18 protein-coding genes are annotated in these 17,835 nt (G+C 70.6%); 2 read left to right on the forward strand and 16 right to left on the reverse strand.

The window, feature by feature from the left end:
• Window positions 1-91: 91 nt before the first annotated feature.
• Window positions 92-1,021 (reverse strand): tRNA dihydrouridine(20/20a) synthase DusA, encoded by a 930-nt coding sequence (dusA, locus tag ACTPOE_RS03575; RefSeq protein ID WP_458872744.1) that lies wholly within the window; start codon window positions 1,019-1,021, stop codon window positions 92-94.
• 244 nt (window positions 1,022-1,265) lie between these two features.
• Between dusA and ACTPOE_RS03580 the strand changes: the two genes are divergently transcribed.
• Entirely contained in the window at window positions 1,266-2,240 is a 975-nt protein-coding gene (locus ACTPOE_RS03580; protein ID WP_458870840.1) for a homoserine kinase, read from the forward strand.
• Window positions 2,237-3,019, forward strand: a complete 783-nt coding sequence (locus ACTPOE_RS03585) for a BPSS1780 family membrane protein (protein WP_458870841.1) — start codon at window positions 2,237-2,239, stop codon at window positions 3,017-3,019. The genes ACTPOE_RS03580 and ACTPOE_RS03585 overlap by 4 nt, the downstream gene beginning before the upstream one ends.
• On the opposite strand, the gene ACTPOE_RS03590 is transcribed toward ACTPOE_RS03585, so the two are convergent.
• From ACTPOE_RS03590 to ACTPOE_RS03660, 15 genes are all read right to left on the reverse strand, one after another.
• Window positions 2,977-3,384 carry a DUF192 domain-containing protein gene (locus ACTPOE_RS03590; RefSeq protein WP_458870843.1) on the reverse strand — a complete coding sequence of 136 codons (408 nt, stop codon included), beginning with the start codon at window positions 3,382-3,384 and terminating at the stop codon, window positions 2,977-2,979. The genes ACTPOE_RS03585 and ACTPOE_RS03590 overlap by 43 nt on opposite strands.
• Window positions 3,384-4,241 carry a type II secretion system F family protein gene (locus tag ACTPOE_RS03595; protein ID WP_458870844.1) on the reverse strand — a complete coding sequence of 286 codons (858 nt, stop codon included), beginning with the start codon at window positions 4,239-4,241 and terminating at the stop codon, window positions 3,384-3,386. Before ACTPOE_RS03595 ends, ACTPOE_RS03590 begins: the two co-directional genes overlap by 1 nt.
• Before the next feature lie 86 nt (window positions 4,242-4,327).
• Window positions 4,328-5,173 carry a type II secretion system F family protein gene (locus ACTPOE_RS03600; RefSeq protein ID WP_458870845.1) on the reverse strand — a complete coding sequence of 282 codons (846 nt, stop codon included), beginning with the start codon at window positions 5,171-5,173 and terminating at the stop codon, window positions 4,328-4,330.
• A complete protein-coding gene (locus ACTPOE_RS03605; protein WP_458870846.1) occupies window positions 5,161-7,029 on the reverse strand; it encodes an ATPase, T2SS/T4P/T4SS family in 1,869 nt (622 codons plus the stop codon). Before ACTPOE_RS03605 ends, ACTPOE_RS03600 begins: the two co-directional genes overlap by 13 nt.
• Entirely contained in the window at window positions 7,026-8,525 is a 1,500-nt protein-coding gene (locus ACTPOE_RS03610; protein ID WP_458870847.1) for a type II and III secretion system protein family protein, read from the reverse strand. Before ACTPOE_RS03610 ends, ACTPOE_RS03605 begins: the two co-directional genes overlap by 4 nt.
• Window positions 8,522-9,595 (reverse strand): Flp pilus assembly protein CpaB, encoded by a 1,074-nt coding sequence (gene cpaB, locus ACTPOE_RS03615; RefSeq protein ID WP_458870848.1) that lies wholly within the window; start codon window positions 9,593-9,595, stop codon window positions 8,522-8,524. The genes ACTPOE_RS03610 and cpaB overlap by 4 nt, the downstream gene beginning before the upstream one ends.
• Entirely contained in the window at window positions 9,592-10,320 is a 729-nt protein-coding gene (locus ACTPOE_RS03620; RefSeq protein ID WP_458870850.1) for a hypothetical protein, read from the reverse strand. Before ACTPOE_RS03620 ends, cpaB begins: the two co-directional genes overlap by 4 nt.
• Window positions 10,317-11,036: a hypothetical protein gene (locus ACTPOE_RS03625; protein ID WP_458870851.1), complete on the reverse strand. Its 720-nt coding sequence runs from the start codon at window positions 11,034-11,036 to the stop codon at window positions 10,317-10,319. Before ACTPOE_RS03625 ends, ACTPOE_RS03620 begins: the two co-directional genes overlap by 4 nt.
• 1 nt (window position 11,037) lies before the next feature.
• On the reverse strand, window positions 11,038-12,351 hold the full coding sequence (locus ACTPOE_RS03630) for a hypothetical protein (protein ID WP_458870853.1): 1,314 nt from the start codon (window positions 12,349-12,351) through the stop codon (window positions 11,038-11,040).
• A 1-nt stretch (window position 12,352) separates the two neighbouring features.
• The gene (locus tag ACTPOE_RS03635; protein WP_458872745.1) at window positions 12,353-12,583 is read right to left on the reverse strand and encodes a hypothetical protein; all 231 of its coding nucleotides are present in this window, start codon (window positions 12,581-12,583) and stop codon (window positions 12,353-12,355) included.
• A 364-nt stretch (window positions 12,584-12,947) separates the two neighbouring features.
• Window positions 12,948-13,646 carry a fumarylacetoacetate hydrolase family protein gene (locus ACTPOE_RS03640; RefSeq protein ID WP_458872746.1) on the reverse strand — a complete coding sequence of 233 codons (699 nt, stop codon included), beginning with the start codon at window positions 13,644-13,646 and terminating at the stop codon, window positions 12,948-12,950.
• A gap of 70 nt (window positions 13,647-13,716) precedes the next feature.
• On the reverse strand, window positions 13,717-14,253 hold the full coding sequence (gene ppa / locus ACTPOE_RS03645) for an inorganic diphosphatase (protein WP_458870854.1): 537 nt from the start codon (window positions 14,251-14,253) through the stop codon (window positions 13,717-13,719).
• Window positions 14,254-14,269: 16 nt separating this feature from the next.
• Window positions 14,270-15,769 (reverse strand): heme biosynthesis HemY N-terminal domain-containing protein, encoded by a 1,500-nt coding sequence (locus ACTPOE_RS03650; protein ID WP_458870855.1) that lies wholly within the window; start codon window positions 15,767-15,769, stop codon window positions 14,270-14,272.
• Between the two features lie 10 nt (window positions 15,770-15,779).
• Entirely contained in the window at window positions 15,780-17,039 is a 1,260-nt protein-coding gene (locus ACTPOE_RS03655; protein WP_458870857.1) for a uroporphyrinogen-III C-methyltransferase, read from the reverse strand.
• A gap of 18 nt (window positions 17,040-17,057) precedes the next feature.
• On the reverse strand, window positions 17,058-17,822 hold the full coding sequence (locus ACTPOE_RS03660) for a uroporphyrinogen-III synthase (protein ID WP_458870858.1): 765 nt from the start codon (window positions 17,820-17,822) through the stop codon (window positions 17,058-17,060).
• Between the last annotated feature and the right edge of the window lie 13 nt (window positions 17,823-17,835).

The raw sequence follows: 17,835 nt of genomic DNA on the forward strand, positions 1-17,835 counted from the left end.
AATCCCTGCGGACTGCCTCGTGCCTGACGAGTCCGAGCCGCTTGCAAGCAACGACGTGGCCTGCAACGCAGTGGGCGAGTCCAGGCGCCGCTCAGGCAAGCACTTGCCAGGCGCGGCGCAGGATGCCAGGGCCTTCGGCCCGCAGCAGCGCGGGATCCGACAGCATGCGCCGCCATTGCCGCGCCCCGGGACGACCGGTGCGCCAGCCCAGCACACCGCGCAGCAGGATGTGCAGCGGCACGCCGCGCGCGTGCTGCGCGGTTACGTAATCCACCCAGGCGTCCAGGATGACCGCCAGGCCGGGACGTGCCTCGCCCGGCGCCATGCGCCGGTCCAGTTCGGCCAGAATGTCCGGATGATGCCAGGCCGCCCGGCCCAGCATCACGCCATCCAGACGCTCCATCCAGTCCAGGCAGGCCTCGACGTCGGCCAGCCCGCCATTCAGCACGAACGCCGCATCCGGAAAATCCCGTTTCAGACGTACCGCGTCGGCGTAGCGCAGCGGCGGCTTTTCCCGGTTGTCCTTGGGCGACAGCCCCTTCAGGACCGCGTTGCGTGCATGGACGATGAACACCCGACAGCCGGCTTCGTGCAGAATGCCGACGAAATCGCGCACGAAATCGTAAGACTCGTCGTAATCCAGGCCCAGGCGGTGCTTCACCGTCACCGGCACCGACACGACGTCCAGCATGGCGCGGACGCAGTCGGCGACCAGGCGCGGCTCGGCCATCAGGCAGGCCCCGAAGGCGCCGCGCTGGACTCGTTCGGACGGGCAGCCGCAGTTCAGGTTGATCTCGTCGTAGCCCCAGCGCTCGCCCAGCCGCGCGGCCCGCGCCAGCGCGTCCGGTTCGCTGCCGCCCAGCTGCAGAGCCACCGGGTGTTCCGCCGGGTCGAAATCCAGATGCCGGCCCACATCGCCGTGCAGCAGGGCGCCGGTCGTGATCATCTCGGTGTACAGGCGGGCACGGGGCGCGAGCAAACGATGGAAATAGCGGCAATGCCGATCCGTGACATCGATCATCGGCGCCACGCACAGGCGCCAGGGCCTGGGTTCCGGATCGGCGGAAAAGGCGGATGGCGCGGCAGGTTCGGCATCGTGCCGGACGCCGGGTGAGGACTGGGACATACGGGACATTCTCCGGCAATCCACCATTTTAGCCGGGTGCGAAATGGCCGTAAGGAAGCGGCGGCCGGCTTTTCGTCTAAAATTCCCGCTGACCGATCCCGATCCGAACCCGGCCTTTCGCGGCCGCATGCGTATTCCCATGGCCGTATTCACCCCCGTCACCGAAGACGACGCCCGCGCGCTGCTGCTGCGCTACCAGCTGGGCGAGCTGGTCGCCCTGCGCGGCATCACCGCCGGCATCGAAAACACCAACTACTTCCTCGACACCACGCGAGGCGCCTACGTCCTGACCCTGTTCGAGGTCCTGACCGCTGAACAGCTACCGTTCTATATCGAGCTGATGCACCATCTGGCGGGACGCGGCGTGCCCGTGCCCGAACCCCAGACCCTGCTCGACGGCACCCGCCTGACCTCCCTGAACGGCAAACCGGCCGCGATCGTCACGCGCCTGTCGGGCGGCTACGAGCCCGAACCCGGCCCGGCCCATTGCACCCTGGCCGGGCAGACCCTGGCGCGGGCTCATCTGGCGGCGCGGGACTTCCCCATTCGCCAGCCCAACCTGCGCGGCCTGGAATGGTGGAAGGCTACCGCGCCGGCCCTGGAGCCCTTTCTGGACGCCGGCCAGGCCGCGCTGCTGCGAAGCGCGCTGGACGAGCAGATCGCCTTCGCCGCCGCGGAAACGACCGCGCGCCTGCCCTTCGGCCCCGCGCACTGCGACCTGTTCCGCGACAATGTACTGTTCGACGGCACTTTCGAGTCGCCCCACATGGGCGGCTTCATCGACTTCTATTTCGCCGGCTGCGACACCTGGCTGTTCGACGTGGCGGTCAGTGTCAACGACTGGTGCATCCACCGGACGACGGGGGCCTTCGTGCGCCGCCGCCTGGAGGCCTGGCTGCAGGCCTACCACGCCGTGCGCCCCTTCACCGGGGAGGAGCGCACCGCCTGGCCCGTGATGCTGCGCGCGGCGGCCCTGCGCTTCTGGATTTCCCGCCTGTACGACTTCCACCTGCCCAGGCCGGCCCAGACGCTCAAGCCGCACGATCCGCGCCACTTCGAGCGTATTTTGCGGCTGCGCACCGAGCAACTCGCGCCCCCCCTGCCCCGCCCATGACACCCCTGCAAGCCGCCATCCTGCCCCCCGGCGCCGGCTGGTCCTGGATCGCCCAGGGCACCCGGCTGTTCCGCCGCCAGCCCATGGCCATGCTCTTCTGGAGCATCACCACCAGCTTCTTCATCAACGTCGGCGCTCTCGTCCCGGTGCTGGGCCAGACCGCGCTGGTGCTGCTGACCCCGCTGCTGACCTTTCTGACGCTGTGCGCCTGCCGCAACCTGGACCAAGGCGTGCGGATGATGCCCGGCCTGTGGCTGCAGCCGTTGCGGACGCCCGGCGTCACGAGCGCGCTGCTGAAACTGGGCCTGGCCTATCTGGGCTGTTCCTTCATCGCCGCCCTCGCCGCCGTGCTGCCTTTCCTGTCCTCGATGCTCGAGACCCTGGGCACCGCCGAGCAGCCCGATTTCCCCGTCCTGGCCCAGGCCATGCAGGGTCCGCTGATGGTATTCGGCCTGTTCTACGTGCTGTTGTCGGCCCTGTTCTGGCACACACCGGCCCTGGTCGGCTGGCACGGGCTTCCGCTGCGCCGGGCGTTGTTCTACTCCATGATCGCCTGCTGGCGCAACAAATACCCCATCACCGTGTACGTGGCGACCTGGGCCGCCGTGTTCTTCGGCTTGCACGGCCTGCTGGACGGGCTGGCCTCGGCCGGGGTGCCTACCGGTCTGCTGGCCTGGTTCGCCCTGCCGCTGGACATTGTGGTCACGGCCCTGCTGTACTGCAGCTTCTACCCTGTCTATACGACGATCTTCCGCCCCAGCCAGGCGGCCTCGACCTGAGCCTGCCAATCCTGCCGGGCGCAATAGCCCGCGGGCAACTCCACGACAGCCCGGGCGCGCCGGCGCAATACGCAGCGCCACGGACCGACCCGGGACGCCATCCCCACGACCCGGCCCTCGGCATCCAGAAATACCAGATCCACGGCCTGAGCCAGGCCCAGCGTGTGCACGGCGCGGCACTCAGGCAGCAGCAACCCCCTGGGCCGCCCGCCCCAGCCCGGCCACAGCCGCAGACCGAGCAGGCGCGCGACAAAGGAACGCGCACAATACAGGCGCAGGGGTCGGGTGGCATACAGCCAGGATGCCGGTTCCCGGGGACCGCTCCAGGTCGGCCGCCGGTTGGGCCGCATCCGCCTGCCCATCATCAGAACCCCGCGTCCAGCAGCTTCATCGCCACGGGAAAACCGATGACCAGGAAGGTACAGGGGAAGATACACAGCACCATGGGAAACAGCATGCGCACGGGCGCCTCCAGCGCCAGCTTCTCGGCGCGCAGAAAGCGTTCGCCGCGCTGGCGCTCGGCCTGCGCCCGCAGCAGGGGCCCCAGGCTCATGCCCAGACTGTCGGCCTGGGCCAAGGCCGTGACCAGATTGCGCACGCCGGGCACATCCGCGCGATCCGCCCAATGCAGCAGCCAGCGCGGCCTGTCCATGCCGGTACGCTCCATCGCGGCCGCGTCCCGCAGGCTCTGGCGCAGCGGGCCTTCCGGGGCGTGACCGGCCACCTGGTGCAGAGCCGCCGGCAGGCTCAGACCGGCCTCCACGCACAGGGTCAGCAGGTCCAGCATGAAGGGCAACTCCCGCATCATCCGCAGCCTCCGCGCGGCGGCGCGGCGCCGCAGGGCCTGGTCCGGCCAGACGAAACCCAGGGTGGCACCCGCCAGCGCCGACAGGACGCCGATGCGCACAGGCGCGGAGGCCATCAAAGCCCCCGCGCCAGCCAACGCGGCACCGCTGCCGGCGGCCAGCACGCAGGCAGCCAGCCAGCGATCGGCCTGCCAGTGCGGCGCGAGGCCGGCGCGAGGCCCCCAGCGCCGCAGTTCCCGGCGCATGCGCCAAGTGACGAAGGGCGCGCACCAGGGCGCCAGCGCCAGCACCCAGGGCCACCAGAACGCGGGAGGACGGACTTCGCCACGCGCGGCGGCCCAGGGCCCGCCCAGCGCCCACAGGCCCAGGCAGGCCGCCGTCGCCGCCAGGCACAAACCGATCCAGAACCACGCCATCCCGCCTCCCATGCCGATCGCCAATCGATCGACGACTCATCGTCCCCGGGCGGAGCCCGGCGTCCACCCGCTCCGGCCGAAGACCGCTACACTTCGACCGCGGTCACCCGCCGGATCCAAAGGATGCCCAGGCCCTCCAGCGCCAGGATCGCCGACAGCACGATCCAGCCATACCAGGTCTGCCACAGCAGCGCCATGACCTCGGGCTCCAGGCGGCTGAGCGCCAGAATCAACACCACCGGCAGGCCAGCCATGATGCGGCTCTGCATGCGACCCTGGGCAGTCAGCGCCTCGACACGGCCCAACCAATGCTGCCGCGCCCGCAGCGTCTGGGCGATGCTTTCCAGCGTGTCGGCCAGTCCGCCGCCCGTGCGGGCGGCGATGCCCAACGCGGATACCACCAGGCCGCAGGATTCGGTCGGCATACGGGTGCGCAATTGCTGCAGGGCATCCTGGAAGCCCAGGCCCAGACGCTGTTCGCGCAGCAGCAGGCCGAATTCCTGGGACAGCGGCGGGCTGGCCTGGGCCACGAGATGCCGCAGGGCGGGCTGGACTCCAGCTCCGGCGCGCAGCGCCCCCGCCAGCGCCTGGACCAGGTCGGGCAACTGGGCGTCGAACCGCCGTGCCCGGCGGCGGCGCACGTGGCGCAGGATCAACGGGGGCGCGCACAGCAGTCCGACCAGCACGGGCAGCACGCCCCACCAGCGGCCCGCCAGCCAGGCCACTGTCAGCATCAGGGCCAAGCCCAGCCCGGCCGCGGCCGGCCGCAGTTGGGCCATGTCCAGGAAGAGGAAGGAAGCGTCCAGCGTGCGCCGGGTCTCGTCCCGCATGCGATCCTCGTAACGCGTCCAGGCGCGGTCCGCCTGCCCGAGCAGCCACCAGGCGGCCAGCGCGATGCTGCCCGCGAGCATCGAGAAGATCAGGATCGACACGGCGCGCCCTCCGGCGACGGAGGCTCCCGGAATGGCGGGACGGACCGCGGGGCATCGACCCACGGCCTGTCGCCCTGCGGGGCCTCGGATGGCATGGCCTCGTCCAGCGCCGTCCGGCCCTGGACGACCGTTCGGCCTGAAAACAATGCGGCATCCAGCGCCGCCACGCCCTCGAAACCATCGGGTGGCAGGCCGCAGCCGGCGAATACGGCGGGTGGCCCGGCGCGCCCCAGGAACAGGTCCTGCAGCTGGATGCGTCCACCTTCCTGGCCCGCCACCTGGACGATGGCGCTCACCAGGCGCCGGCCGTCGGCGGCGCGCACCAGCTGGACGATGAAGTCGATGCTGGAGGCGATATGCTCGCGGATCGCGGCCAGCGGCAAGTCCATGCCCGCCATGAGAATCATGGTTTCCAGGCGGCCCAGGGCATCGCGCGGGCTGTTCGCATGCAACGTGGTCAGCGAGCCCTCGTGCCCGGTATTCATGGCCGCCAGCATATCAAAGGCTTCACCGCCCCGGCATTCCCCCACGACGATGCGATCCGGACGCATACGCAGAGCATTGCGCACCAGGTCGCGGATCTCGACGCGACCCCGGCCCTCGGAATTGGGCGGCCGGGCTTCCAGGCTGACCAGATGGGCGTGGTTCAGGCGCAGTTCGGCCGCGTCCTCGATCGTGATCACGCGCTCGCCTGCGGGGATGGCGTTGGACAGGACGTTCAGCAGGCTGGTCTTGCCCGAGCCCGTCCCTCCGGAGACGATCAGATTCTTGCGATGGCGCACGCAATGCGTCAGGAACCGCGCCATGGCCTCGTCCAGGGCGCCGACGGCCAGCAGGTCGGGCATGTCCAGGCGCCGGGCGGGAAACTTGCGGATCGTCAGGCTGGCGCCGCGCAGAGCGATGGGCGCGATCACGGCATTCACCCGGGACCCGTCGCGCAGGCGGGCATCGACCATGGGCGCGCTTTCATCGATCCGCCGCCCCAGCGGCGCCACGATGCGGTCGATGATCCCCAGCACCGCCTGCTCGCCGCTGAAGCTGGCGGCGGCGCGCGTCAGACGTCCGCCGCGCTCGACAAAGATTTCATCGTGGCGATTGACCATGATTTCCGTGATGCCCGGGTCGGCCAGCAACGGTTCCAGCGGTCCCAGGCCGACGGCCTCGTCCACCAGCTCCCTGACCAGCGCCTCCCGGTTCAGATCCAGAGGCAGGGCCTCGTCGGTCGCGATCAGGCCGGACAGCACGGCGGCGGCCTCGGCCCGCAGCGCAGCGTCGCTCATCCCGCCGATATCGCGACGGCGCAGCTGCAACGCGGCGATCAGGCCCTCGTGCAGGCGGCGCCGATGGACCTGACCACCGGATCCGGCGCCGTGGATCGGCGGCGCCACCGCCTCCCCCGGACGCGCTCCGTCCGCAGTGTCCCCGGCAGCGGCCCGATCAGCCGGACCGGCACGAAGGCATGCGTCGCTGGTCCCGGCCGCCGCCACGACGCCTGCCGCGATGCCGTCCGATGCCGCTCCAGCCGGCTTCGCATGCCCGGCGGCATCCGGGGCGGCATCCGTTTCCGCGGTCAGGACGCTCAACAGGCATGGACCGATGACCACCTCATCCCGCTCCGTCAACGGACCGTATGCGGCGACCCGGTCCCCGTTGACGGCGGTGCCGAACAGGGAGCCCAGATCCTCGATCCAGAGCTCGTCCTGGCGCAGCAGCAGGCGCGCATGCCGGCGCCCGACCCGCCAGGCGCGCACGACCAGGCCGCAGGTCGCTTCGCGGCCGATCAACAGGGGCAAGGCATGCCGCTCGCGCCGGCGGCTGCCATCCTCGAAGCGCAGGTCGAGATCGACGGTGTTCATGGCGCCGCCTTGGCGCGGCGCGCCATCCCCTCATGGGGGAATTCGGTCGCGGCCGGCGCGGCGGTTTCCGTAGCGGCCTCCTCCGGCATGCCGGCGATCCCTCGCCACTGAGAGCCGGGGCCGACCGCGCGCGGATTCCAGCCCGGTCCGGACTCCCGGACGGAGGCTGGGGGCGCAGCTCGGACGGGCGCCAGCATCACGGGTTCGGCCGGAAACGCTTGGTCCAGGATCGCGCCGGCGCGCCGGACGCGCAGGCGCAGATCGGGATGGTCCGCCGTCACCAGCTGCGGCGTGACCAGGATGGCCAGTTCCGTTTCGTTGCGCTGGAAACGCGTGGATCGGAACAACGCACCCAGGACCGGCAGGTCGCCCAGACCCGGAAGACGATCCACGTTGCGGGCCGTATCCCGCGACAGGAAACCTGCCAGCACCAGGGTCTGTCCGGAGCGCACGTTGAACTCGGTGGCCGTCCGCCGGGTCTTCAGGGAAGGCCCACCCGGCACCGACAGCGACGGATCGATGGCGCTGACCTCGACCTCCAGGCGCGAGCGCACGGCGCCGCTGCGCTCGATGGACGGCGTGATGCGCAGCGACACTCCGTAGGGCTTGAAGGCCGTCTGGGTGTTGCCGTTGCCGTCCACCGTGCTGTAGGGCACTTCGCCTCCCGCCAGGAATTCAGCGGTCGCGCCGCTGCGGGCCAGGAGTTGAGGCTGGGCCAACACCACAGCCCGTCCGTCCTGGGCCAGCAGGTCGATACGCGCCGACAACAGCGCATTGATGCCGAAGTAGCCGGCCACGCGGGGAGACGGAAAAGCCAGGGGCAGCACGGTCTCGCCTGGTCGATCGGCATAGCGGCGGGAACCCCCGTCCCAGCTCAGGCCCGCGTTCACGCCTCCGATGCTCTCGCTGCCCCAACGCAGGCCGACCTCGCGCAGCAGGGAACGAGGCACCTCGACCACGCGCACGTCCAGCAGCACCATCTGATCCCAACCGACCGTGCCGGTGAAATCCAGCAGTTGCGGGTAGCGGCGCCCCAGTTCGGCCAGACGCTGGCGGTCACCGTCGGACAGGTCGTCGCCTTCGACCAGCAGCTTGTCGCCCAGGGAGGTCACGCGGGCGCCCGGAATGCGTTCCAGCAGGCTGCGCAGTTCGTCCCGCAACTGGCGCGCGCCTTCGGGCGCGACCTCGACGACATACCGGTGGGCCTGACCGTCCGCCGTCCAGGCATGCAATGTGCTGAAGCCGGGCTTGCGGGCGAACACGATGACCTCGCGATCGTCGGTGCTGACGGCATTCAATATCTTGCCATCGCCCACCGCCACCCGGGCCACGCCGGGAATGCCCAGCACCCGGACCTCGCCCGCCTGGAGCGCCAGAGGAGTTTCGGCGAGAGGGGCCGGAGCGTCGGCGGCCGCCGACAGGATCGGGGTTGCCAGTCCCCAGAACAGGCACAAGACCGGACACAGGCCGCGGGCGGAAAACAGGCGCGGGTTCATGGTTGCTCCTCGCCTTCGAACTGTCCGGGCCGCGTCGCCGGACTATCGTCCTCTTCGCCAGTCGGCCCGGCCTCCGGGCCGGTCCATGCCGCCAGGTTTGCCGACTCGTCGGCCGCGAGGACGGCCGGATCCCTATCAGCCATCGACGCGTCCGGCGCCGCCTGCCCGGCGAGGGCGCGCATCCAGGCGCTGGCCAGGGCCTGCCCCCCCGGCAGATCGAACCAGCCATTGCCGGACCGCGCGGGCAACCCTTCCGTATCGGCCCAGCCCGGCAAGGAGCGAGCACCCGAAGAGCCATACAAGATGACAGCCCGTCGGGCCGGCGCGCGCGGCGGGTCGCCCACACCCAACAGGGACGCCAGGTCGCCCCGGGCCGCCCGTCGATCGGCGCGCGCATCGCCGGGATGACGCAGAATGGCGGTCAGCGTCCCCGCCTGGCGGGCGGCGACCAGCTTCACCACATCCTCGGGCGCCGCATCGAGCGTCACCGTGGAATAGGCGGATTCCTCGGCGCCGGCCTCGGAAGCCCGGGTCTCGCGGCCCGTCGCCAGCACCAGCACGCCCTGGAGCAGCGGTGCCGTCAGGCGCTTGCGCCGGTGGTCGAAGGACACGTACAGGTCGATCAGGTCGCCGGGCTGCAGCAGGCCGGACAGGGAATTGACCTGGTCCACCGGCAGCGTGATGGCGCGCCGCCCGGGAGCCAGGTGTTCCGAGAAGGCGGGCTGGGGACGTATGGTGTGCGCCGGCACCAGCGCGTCGCCCGCCCGCACAGCCGCCGTCAGGACCCGGCCTTCGAGTTCGCCCAGCCGGGCCAAGGGCAGCGTGTCGCCGCCCACCCAGCGGACGGGGAAGCCACGCACGGCCAGATCGCCCGATGCCAGCCGGGTGCCGGCCGCGAGGTCCCTGGCGGCCACGATGCGTTCGACCATGTCCAGGCGGGCCCGGTCCTCGATCTGCCGCTCGCGCTCGCGCATGTGCAAGGTCAGGGCGCCCGCCGCCAGCAGGCCGGCTCCCAGGGCCAGCACCCCCAAGACGGCGGATCGGGGAATGCGCGGAAACGGGAACATCATGAGGGCTCCTTCGGACGATGCCAGAACGTCAGGGCGACAGCGTCGGCCCGAGGATGCAAATGGACTGTCAGGCGGGCGCCGTCCGGCCGCGCCCATTCCCCGGCCACCGGCGCCGCCAGGTCCTTCGCGGGTCCGGAAGTCTCCCCGGCCGCCGCCACCGGCCGCCAGCGCCGGTCCCACAGGGCGTGCTGCACAGCGGCGGCCACACGTGAATACGGTCCCGGACACAGATAGCTGGCCAGCAGGCGGGCGCCATCGGTCTGGCGGCTGGAAGCGCGCAGCACGGGCCGCGCGCCGGAAGGCACGAGTTCCTCCGGATCGAAGCCGGCGTCGCGCCGGTCCCCTGATCCCAGGCTGGACAGCAGGCCTATCGTGCCAGCGCCGTCATCCGCCGGCCGCAACTGCGCCAACCAGTGCAGTCCTTCATGGATGCCCGACAATGACAGCACGGCGCCGGAGAACTGTAGCCGGTCGAATCGGAATTCCCCCGCTCGCGCCAACCGCCGCGCCGCATCCACCGGCGCCATCGGCGCCCGGAAACGCCGCATCCGCAGGCGAGCGCCCGGCAGGTCGAAAGCCAGGGGCGCCGTCCAGACCCACCCCGCCAACGCCTCGGACCGGGACGGATCCCAGGACCCAGGGATGGCGCGGGCCGAACCAGCGCACGACATCAAGACCGCCGCCAGCAGCGCGGTCGAACATGCGCCCGACACGAACGGATTCATGGCCGCCTCCAGGCTTGCAGATGCGGACTCGGCACACTGCCCGTCCAGGGTCCAATCCAGTCCCAATCGGGCAAGGCACGGCTCCAGGCGGCGTCCACGTCCCGAAGACGGCCCAGCACCGCCCGGCCCGCCGCACGGGACGCCGAGGCGGCCGCGTCCCAGGCACGCGGGCTGGCCGCCAGGGTCGATTGGGCGTCGGCATCGTCCGCCGCCGCGCCGTCGCCGCTCAGGATCGCGGTGTGACGGCGCAGGTCGAGTCCCAGCCGGTCGAAATCGGGCAGGGATCCAGTCGTCGATGCATCACCGGCGGTCCGGCCCCGGGCGCCGGCACGCCAAACGGTCGGATCGCCCAACCGCAGTTCCCGGCGCAAGTCCGCCGCCCCGGCCACGGGATCGCCGGCCTGCCGGCCGGTCGCGGGGCCCAGCGATTCGACTTCCAGATGCGCCGACCCGGCCAGGAAACTCCGGCCCCGCCGGGTCCGCCAGAGATGTCCCGGAGCATCCAGATAGCCATCCCCGCCGGATGCCAGCGCCTCGGGCGGCAGGCCCTGGTGGGCATGGGCGAAAGCGGCGCGGCGGCTGGCGTGAGCCAGTTGCAGGCCGATATCCTGCAGGCGTCCCAGCCAGGCGATGCCGAGCCACAGACTGCCCAGGACGATGAGCACGGCCAGGGTTTCGACGAGGGCCTGGCCGCCCTGCTGCGCATGAATGGACATGTCAGTCTCCTGGCGCGTCCGACAGCCCGGCGGCCAGGCGCGCATGCCAGTAGGGATGAAACAGACTGGGGGTTTCATCCAGGCCGTCCAGACGCCGAACGGGCCGGGAAAACAGGCTTTCCGCCGCGCTGCGGGCCCGAATCGGGATGCCGGACGCATCCGGCAGCTCCATGCGCACGACGAACCCCGAAGCGGCGTCCGGCCCGGCCCCGGTGGCGACGTCCAGATAGCTCCCCAGACCACGCGACATCCAGGTCTGCCGGTCGCGCAAGGCATAGGAATTGGCCAGGGGATTGTCCCGGCCGCCGACCAGGTCCCATTGCGTCGCCGCCCGCACCCAGCGCCAGAAGTCCTGGTCGGCGAAATCCTCCGGCGGCGCATCGACATGATCGGCATCCATCGCCTGGCCGGGCTGCGCCGGCATCCAGGCCCAGCCCATGGCGTATTCGCGGTAGTAGCAGCCGATCCAGCGGTTGGAACGCACCGCGTGGAAGGACTGCGTGTCCCCCGCCTGCCAGCGGCCGGCATCGTCCAGCGCGGTGCCGCCGCGCCGCCGCAATTCGTGGCGCAGGTGCGGGCAACGGCCGCTGACAGGCCAAGGATTGCGTGCCGTATGGTCCCGGGAGTCGAGAAAGGGGTACAGACCGGCCAGATGCCGCGTCCAGTCGAACAGGGGCGCATCCGGCGTGCGGCGGCGCAGAAGGCCGGACCAGGCGTCATCGGCCACCACGGGCCTCAGATCGCCGGAGGCGCGTTCCGGATAATGACCGGCCAGCACGGCCCGCATCGCATCCAGGCGCGCCTGGGGCAGATCCCGGACCAGGGCGCGAGACAGGTCCGCCGACAGTTCGTGCACGAAACGTTCGTGCACAGCGTAGGCCCGACCCAGCGAGCCTCCGGCGCGCGCCTGGACCTCCAGGCCGGCGGCTGACGCCGCCGCCAGGTAGGCGCGGCCATGATCGGCACCGAACAGCATGCCGATCAGGTGAGCCGGCGGATTGCCCTGGATCAGGCGGCGCGATTCCATGCCGGCGTAGTGCGCCCAGCTGCCCAGCGTGACCAGGTGCGCCATGGACAGCTGGTGCGCCATCCGGGCACGGTTCAGATAGGCCAGGAAATTCAGGGTGCGGGCCTGGACCAGGGCGCCGCTGTAGGCGGCGGCATCCAGACCGTGAACCAGCCGGGTCTTGGCCGCCAGGACTTGGCCGGTGGCGAAATAGCGCATCCAGGCCAGACCCAGCACGGCCGCCAGCAGCATGCCCAGCACCAGCACCTGGCCTTGCTGGCCCCGGTGGGAGCGACGAAGACCGGCCATGTCACTGTCCCGCCGCCGCATTGCCGGTGAAGGACTTCAGCGATTTGGCAGCCGCCTGCGCGGCGGCGGATTCGGCCGCCGACTGGGCGATGCGTGACTGCTCGGAACCGTCCTCGCCGGCGATTTCCCGCGCCATGGCCGCCGTCTGGGCGCGGATCACTTGGCCGAACAACTGGTAGACCGCGATAGCGGCCACGGCCACCAAGGCAACGACCACCACATACTCGACCATGGCCTGCCCGCGCTGTGCGGCCCGGGTGGCCGGATCGGACCGGAGCGCCAGGAGCACGGGCGCATTCGGAGCCCCTGGCCGGATCGGCTCGCGCACGGCGCCGGAAGATGGCGCGCCAGGAAGGAGGCGACGGATGCGGCTGGAAGGCGGGCGGGCGCGGCGCGACAGGCGAAGGAAAGCGGACATGGCGGGCTCCGGGAAAAGGATGGAGCCCAGTGTGCCCCGCCCTCGCCCGCCCGCCTATTCGCACTTCCCGTCTTGGCTGAAAGTGTCCTGTCCGCCACGGGGGCGCGTGAAACCCCGCCGGTCCGCCGTCCGAACCCCGGGCCAACCCGGAGCGCAAGACCGGAGGCGTGGCGGAGGGTCAGCCGATGCGCACGCGCAGAGCGCCCAGCCCCTCGATGGCGCCTTCGAGCCGGTCGCCGGGCACGACGGCGCCGACTCCGGCCGGCGTGCCGGTGTAGATCAGGTCGCCGGCCTTCAGTTCGAACAGAGTGGACAGGTAGGCGATGGCCTCAGGCACCGACCAGAGCATGTCCGACAGATCGCCCGACTGGCGCGGCTGGCCGTTGACCGACAGGGTGATCGCCCCCTTCGCCATCGCACCGGTGGAAACGACCGGATGCAGCGGCCCGATGGGTGCGCTGTAGTCGAAGGCCTTGCCGGTCTCCCAGGGACGGCCGGCTTTCTTGGCGGCGCCCTGCAGGTCGCGACGCGTCATGTCCAGACCGATGGCATAGCCCCAGACGCAGGAGGCCGCCTGCTCAGGCGTCAGGTCGCGTCCGCCCGAACCCAGCGCGGCGACGAGTTCGACCTCGTGATGCAGATCCTGGGTGAGCGGCGGGTACGGCAGCACGCCCTCGACGCCCTCGGCGACATTCAGGACGGCATCGGCGGGCTTGGCAAAGAAGAACGGCGGTTCGCGCCCGGAATCGCCCATTTCCCGCGCATGTTCCGCGTAGTTGCGGCCGACGCAATAGATGCGCCGCACGGGAAAACGGGCCGAGATACCCTGGACGGCCACGGTGGCCGCCTCGGGACGGGGAATCACGGTGTCATCCATCATGGACTCCGGAAAAAACTGGCCCGGCGCGCGGGCCGGGCGGCGGAAAACGAGAAAACGGCGCGTCGCCTCAGGCCTTGACCTGCTCGTAGCGCTCGACGGAGGAGCGGATTTCCTGCTTGGCCGCATCCACGCCCGACCAGCCCTGGACCTTGACCCACTTGCCCTTTTCCAGGTCCTTGTAGTGTTCGAAGAAATGCTGGATGCGCTGCAGTTCCTCGGCCGGCAGGTCCGCCGTCGATTCGATCTGACGGTACGGCGGGTAGAGCTTGTCGACCGGGCGGGCCAGGAGCTTGGCGTCCTTGCCGGCCTCATCCTCCATGTTCATCACGCCCAGGGCGCGGCAACGGATCACAGAACCGACCTGCACCGGAAACGGCGCGATCACCAGCACATCCACTGGATCGCCGTCTTCCGACAGGGTCTGGGGGATGTAGCCGTAGTTGCAAGGATAGTGCATGGCGGTCAGCATGAAGCGGTCCACGAACACCGCGCCGCTGGCCTTGTCGACTTCATACTTGACCGGATCCGCGTTCATCGGGATTTCGATCACGACGTTGAATTCCTCGGGCAGCTTGTCGCCGGCCGGCACTCGATCTAGGCTCATGGGGTTCCTTGATAGGTCAGACAGAAAAATCTCTGCGCGCACCCCTGTCCGAGGTCTGGGACATGTCCACCCCGGGAATGGGCGCGGTGTCGAAATACTCGTCCTCGGCGGATGCGGATCCGGATACGGCGGGTGTGGCGGCGGGCGGCTCTGGCGCCGGGGAGGAGACGGGAATCACGTCGGCGTCGGCCTCGTCCTGCACGTAGACGCCGCTGGCCGCATAAGGCGCGGATGGCGCCGATTCCACCGACACCGACTCGTCCACCGCGTCGAAATGGGGATCGCCGCGCGTATCGGCGGCCGGCAGCAGGCGTTCAACGGCGGGAATTTCGGCATCCGCCGCCTGGCAGGCCAGCCGCCAGTTCCGCAAGGCCTGGTCGGGATGTCCCAGCGCATCGTGCAGATTGCCCAGCAGGGCATGAATGTGGGTGTCGGCGCGCAGGGCCAGGCTGCGTTCCAGGTAATGCTCGCCCTGCCCCCAGAGCTGGGCGGCCAGGCAGATCTGGCCCAGCGCCGCCAGCAGGCCCGGATGGTCGGGATTGGACTTCAGCCAAAGTTCGGCATGACCGAGGCGCTGGCGTGCCTGGACCGTATCGCAATGCGAGTAGACGCGCAGCAGGCGGTCATCCAGCCGGCGCCCGAGTGCGGCCTCCAGGATGCGGGCCGCCTCGGCCGGGTGGCCCAGTCGGGTCCGGGCCTGGGCGCCTGCCAGCGCCACATCGGAATCCAGCCGCTCGTCGGCGCTCAGGTCGCCCCAGACGGTGTTCCAGCGGGATTCATCGACCCGCGCCAGACGCTGCGTCGTCGATTCGCGAATGAACTGACGCGCCTGGGTTTCATCGATCGCGCCCCGGCGCAGCAGCAGGCGGGTAAGTTCATACACGCGATCCGCATGGCCCAGCTGGCGATGGGCACGCAGCAGCAGGCGGGTGCCGTGCAGGAAACGCGATGAAGCGTCCTGCAAGGGTTCGAGCAGGGCCAGAGCCTCTTCGGCCCGGTTCTGATCCAGATACATTTCCGCAGTCACGGTGTCCACGGCCTGACGCAGGCGGGAATCCTGACCGGCGCCCTCCTGGGCGAGCCGCAGGACCTGGTCGCGCCGCGCAGTCTCGCCCAGCAGATGCAGGGCACGCGCCGCGCTGAGTCCGGCCAGCACCTTGCGATCGGCCGAGCGGGTGCGGGACACCAGGGTGGACAGGTCCTTCTCGGCCTGGACGTAGCGACCTTCCAGGACGTTGATCCAGCCACGTTCGAGCAGCTCGAGGTCGCGCTTCTGGGCGCGGCGCCCGCGCCAGGCGCGCAGCCGGCCCGGACTGCTTCCCAGCCAGTTCAGCGCGCGCAGCAGCCAGTGCAGCGCCAGGAAGATCGCGAGCGCGAGCACGACGGCCAGCGACAGGGACAACTCGATGCGCCACGGCTGGGCGACGATGAGGACGTTGCCGCTGTGCTCGCGCAGCACCAGGGCCAGCGCCACGGCGGCCGCGAACAGAATCAGGGTCCAGATCCAGGATCGCATCGCGCCCTCCTCAGACCGCGCCGGCGGGCGCCATGGCGGGCGATTGCACCGTCGGAGCGGCGTCGTCCTGGCCAGAATCGTCGGGAGCGTTCCCGTCGTTCTGCTCGTCCTCCGCCGCGGCGGCGTCCCGGGCCGCGGCGATCGCGGCCAGGCTGTTGTCCACCGTCGGCAGCGTGACCTCGATCGCGGTGTCACGCAGTTCGCGGGCGATCTTCAGTGCCTCGCGGGAGGACTCGGCGCGCATGTCGTAGCGCTGGTCGATGGCCTTGGACAACTGTTCGAGCTCGGTCTGCCAGATGCTCGACTGGCGCATCATCAAGGCCAGCTGGGCCGTCACGGCCCGCTGCTTCAGGACTTCGCGGAAGCGCAGGGCCTGATCGGGCGACATCAGCAGTGCAGCCGCATCGTCCACCCGACGCACGTCGAACAGGCCGCGCAGGTCCTGTGACACCAGGTCCGCCGCGTCGCGCGTCCATCGCCAGGCGTCGGCGGCCACGGCACGCCAGCCCTCGGGCGCCGGCTCCGCCGGGCCCCGAGTCGCGGCCGACGACCCGGCGACGGGTGCCGGAGCCTGGTCGGCGTGGCCGGCCGCCTGCCCGGCTGTGTCCGGAACCAGCAGAGGGGCGGTCCCGATCAGGCTGGACAAGCGGTTGATTCGCGCGGCCAGGGCCGGCAGGTCGATGGTCGCCACGGCGCGCAGGCGGTCCAGGTCGCCGTTGATCGACTGCTGCAGCGCCGCCAGTCCGGGACGGTTGGCACGCGCCAACTGGGCCTGCGCGGCCTCGAGGGAGATGATCGCGTTGGCAACGTTGCTGCCCAGGGCGAGCTGCTGCTGGGCGATGGTGACCAGGTGGTCGATGTCGTTGAGCAGCAGCAGATCTGAGCCGCTGTCCGTCATCATTTGCAGGGCCTGGTCGAGTTCCCGGACCTGGCCGGAAGTCGCGTCCAGCGCGCCGCGCAACTCCTCGATCCGGGCGGCCTGTTCCTGAACCAGGGACAGGGCCCGCCCCGCCTGGGCATGGGTTTCCTCGACCAGTTGGACGCTTTGCTCGTGCTGCCGCTGCAGGTCGGCGCGCAAGGCACGGTACTGCTGGTTCTGGTAGTAAAGCGCGCCGCCCAGGATCAGGGCGAACAGGGCCAGCAGGATCACCGCCAGGGCGGCTGCCCCCGACCGCTTCCGTCCCGCTCCGGCCTGGGCCGTTGCCAGCGCCGAGGCGGGCGTCGCCGATTCGGAGTTCGGGGCGGACGAGCTGTGGTCGGTATCGGTCATGGCGGCGTACGGGTCCTTCTAGGCTGATCTCGCAGATGCCAATATAGCCTGAAAAAGGGCGGCCTCATCGGGTGCGCTCAGGCGCACGGTCAGCGCGCCCGCGGGGCGGTCGGCATAGATGCATTGTAAACGCCGCGCGATCCGCTCGTGCAGCGTGACGACCCGCAGGACGGGCGGCCAGTCCATATCCTGCCGACGCAGGCTGTCGGCCACGGCGTCTACGGCCTCGGGGCTGGTCAGCAGCAGCGTGCAGGCGCCCGGCCCCGCCAGGACCGCGCACGTGGCGCGGTCCCAGGCCACGGGGCCGCGCCGATACAGGGCATGGCATTCCACCCGCCAACCGCGCGCCTGGAGCTGCCGCGCGAGCCAGTCCCGCCCCCTCTGGGCTCGCAAAATATGGACGCGGCCCGGCGCGAGGCGCGCGGCTTCGATGACGGCCAGCAGCGACTCCGAATCGGGGGGCGTGCCGGCGGCGGGCGCCAGAATTCTGTCTTCGGGCACGTGCGCGCGCAGCGCCCGGGCGGTCGCCGCCCCCACCGCCGCCGCCCGGACACCGTCCGGCCAGGGCGCGGCGGCGCGGCCGTCGAAACAAGCATCCACCGCCTGGCGGCTGACGAAAACGCAGAGATCACCCGCCTGGAACGAGGGCACGGCGGTGTCCAGCCGCTCGATCGCCAGGGCCGGCGCTTCGATCACCGCCACCCCGACCGCGCGCAAGGCGCGAGCCAGTGATTCATTGCGCCCCGCGGGGCGCGTGAGCACGACCGGGGCACGCGGGATCATCCGGAAGCCGTTC

The sequence above is a fragment of the Castellaniella sp. WN genome, assembly GCF_054457555.1.

Coding starts and splice junctions, on each gene's coding strand:
- dusA (WP_458872744.1), bottom strand. CDS start 1,021: ATGATCGATGTCACGGATCGGCATTGCCGCTATTTCCATCGTTTGCTC.
- ACTPOE_RS03580 (WP_458870840.1), top strand. CDS start 1,266: ATGGCCGTATTCACCCCCGTCACCGAAGACGACGCCCGCGCGCTGCTG.
- ACTPOE_RS03585 (WP_458870841.1), top strand. CDS start 2,237: ATGACACCCCTGCAAGCCGCCATCCTGCCCCCCGGCGCCGGCTGGTCC.
- ACTPOE_RS03590 (WP_458870843.1), bottom strand. CDS start 3,384: ATGATGGGCAGGCGGATGCGGCCCAACCGGCGGCCGACCTGGAGCGGT.
- ACTPOE_RS03595 (WP_458870844.1), bottom strand. CDS start 4,241: ATGGCGTGGTTCTGGATCGGTTTGTGCCTGGCGGCGACGGCGGCCTGC.
- ACTPOE_RS03605 (WP_458870846.1), bottom strand. CDS start 7,029: ATGAACACCGTCGATCTCGACCTGCGCTTCGAGGATGGCAGCCGCCGG.
- ACTPOE_RS03610 (WP_458870847.1), bottom strand. CDS start 8,525: ATGAACCCGCGCCTGTTTTCCGCCCGCGGCCTGTGTCCGGTCTTGTGC.
- cpaB (WP_458870848.1), bottom strand. CDS start 9,595: ATGATGTTCCCGTTTCCGCGCATTCCCCGATCCGCCGTCTTGGGGGTG.
- ACTPOE_RS03620 (WP_458870850.1), bottom strand. CDS start 10,320: ATGAATCCGTTCGTGTCGGGCGCATGTTCGACCGCGCTGCTGGCGGCG.
- ACTPOE_RS03625 (WP_458870851.1), bottom strand. CDS start 11,036: ATGTCCATTCATGCGCAGCAGGGCGGCCAGGCCCTCGTCGAAACCCTG.
- ACTPOE_RS03630 (WP_458870853.1), bottom strand. CDS start 12,351: ATGGCCGGTCTTCGTCGCTCCCACCGGGGCCAGCAAGGCCAGGTGCTG.
- ACTPOE_RS03635 (WP_458872745.1), bottom strand. CDS start 12,583: ATGGTCGAGTATGTGGTGGTCGTTGCCTTGGTGGCCGTGGCCGCTATC.
- ACTPOE_RS03640 (WP_458872746.1), bottom strand. CDS start 13,646: ATGGATGACACCGTGATTCCCCGTCCCGAGGCGGCCACCGTGGCCGTC.
- ppa (WP_458870854.1), bottom strand. CDS start 14,253: ATGAGCCTAGATCGAGTGCCGGCCGGCGACAAGCTGCCCGAGGAATTC.
- ACTPOE_RS03650 (WP_458870855.1), bottom strand. CDS start 15,769: ATGCGATCCTGGATCTGGACCCTGATTCTGTTCGCGGCCGCCGTGGCG.
- ACTPOE_RS03655 (WP_458870857.1), bottom strand. CDS start 17,039: ATGACCGATACCGACCACAGCTCGTCCGCCCCGAACTCCGAATCGGCG.
- ACTPOE_RS03660 (WP_458870858.1), bottom strand. CDS start 17,822: ATGATCCCGCGTGCCCCGGTCGTGCTCACGCGCCCCGCGGGGCGCAAT.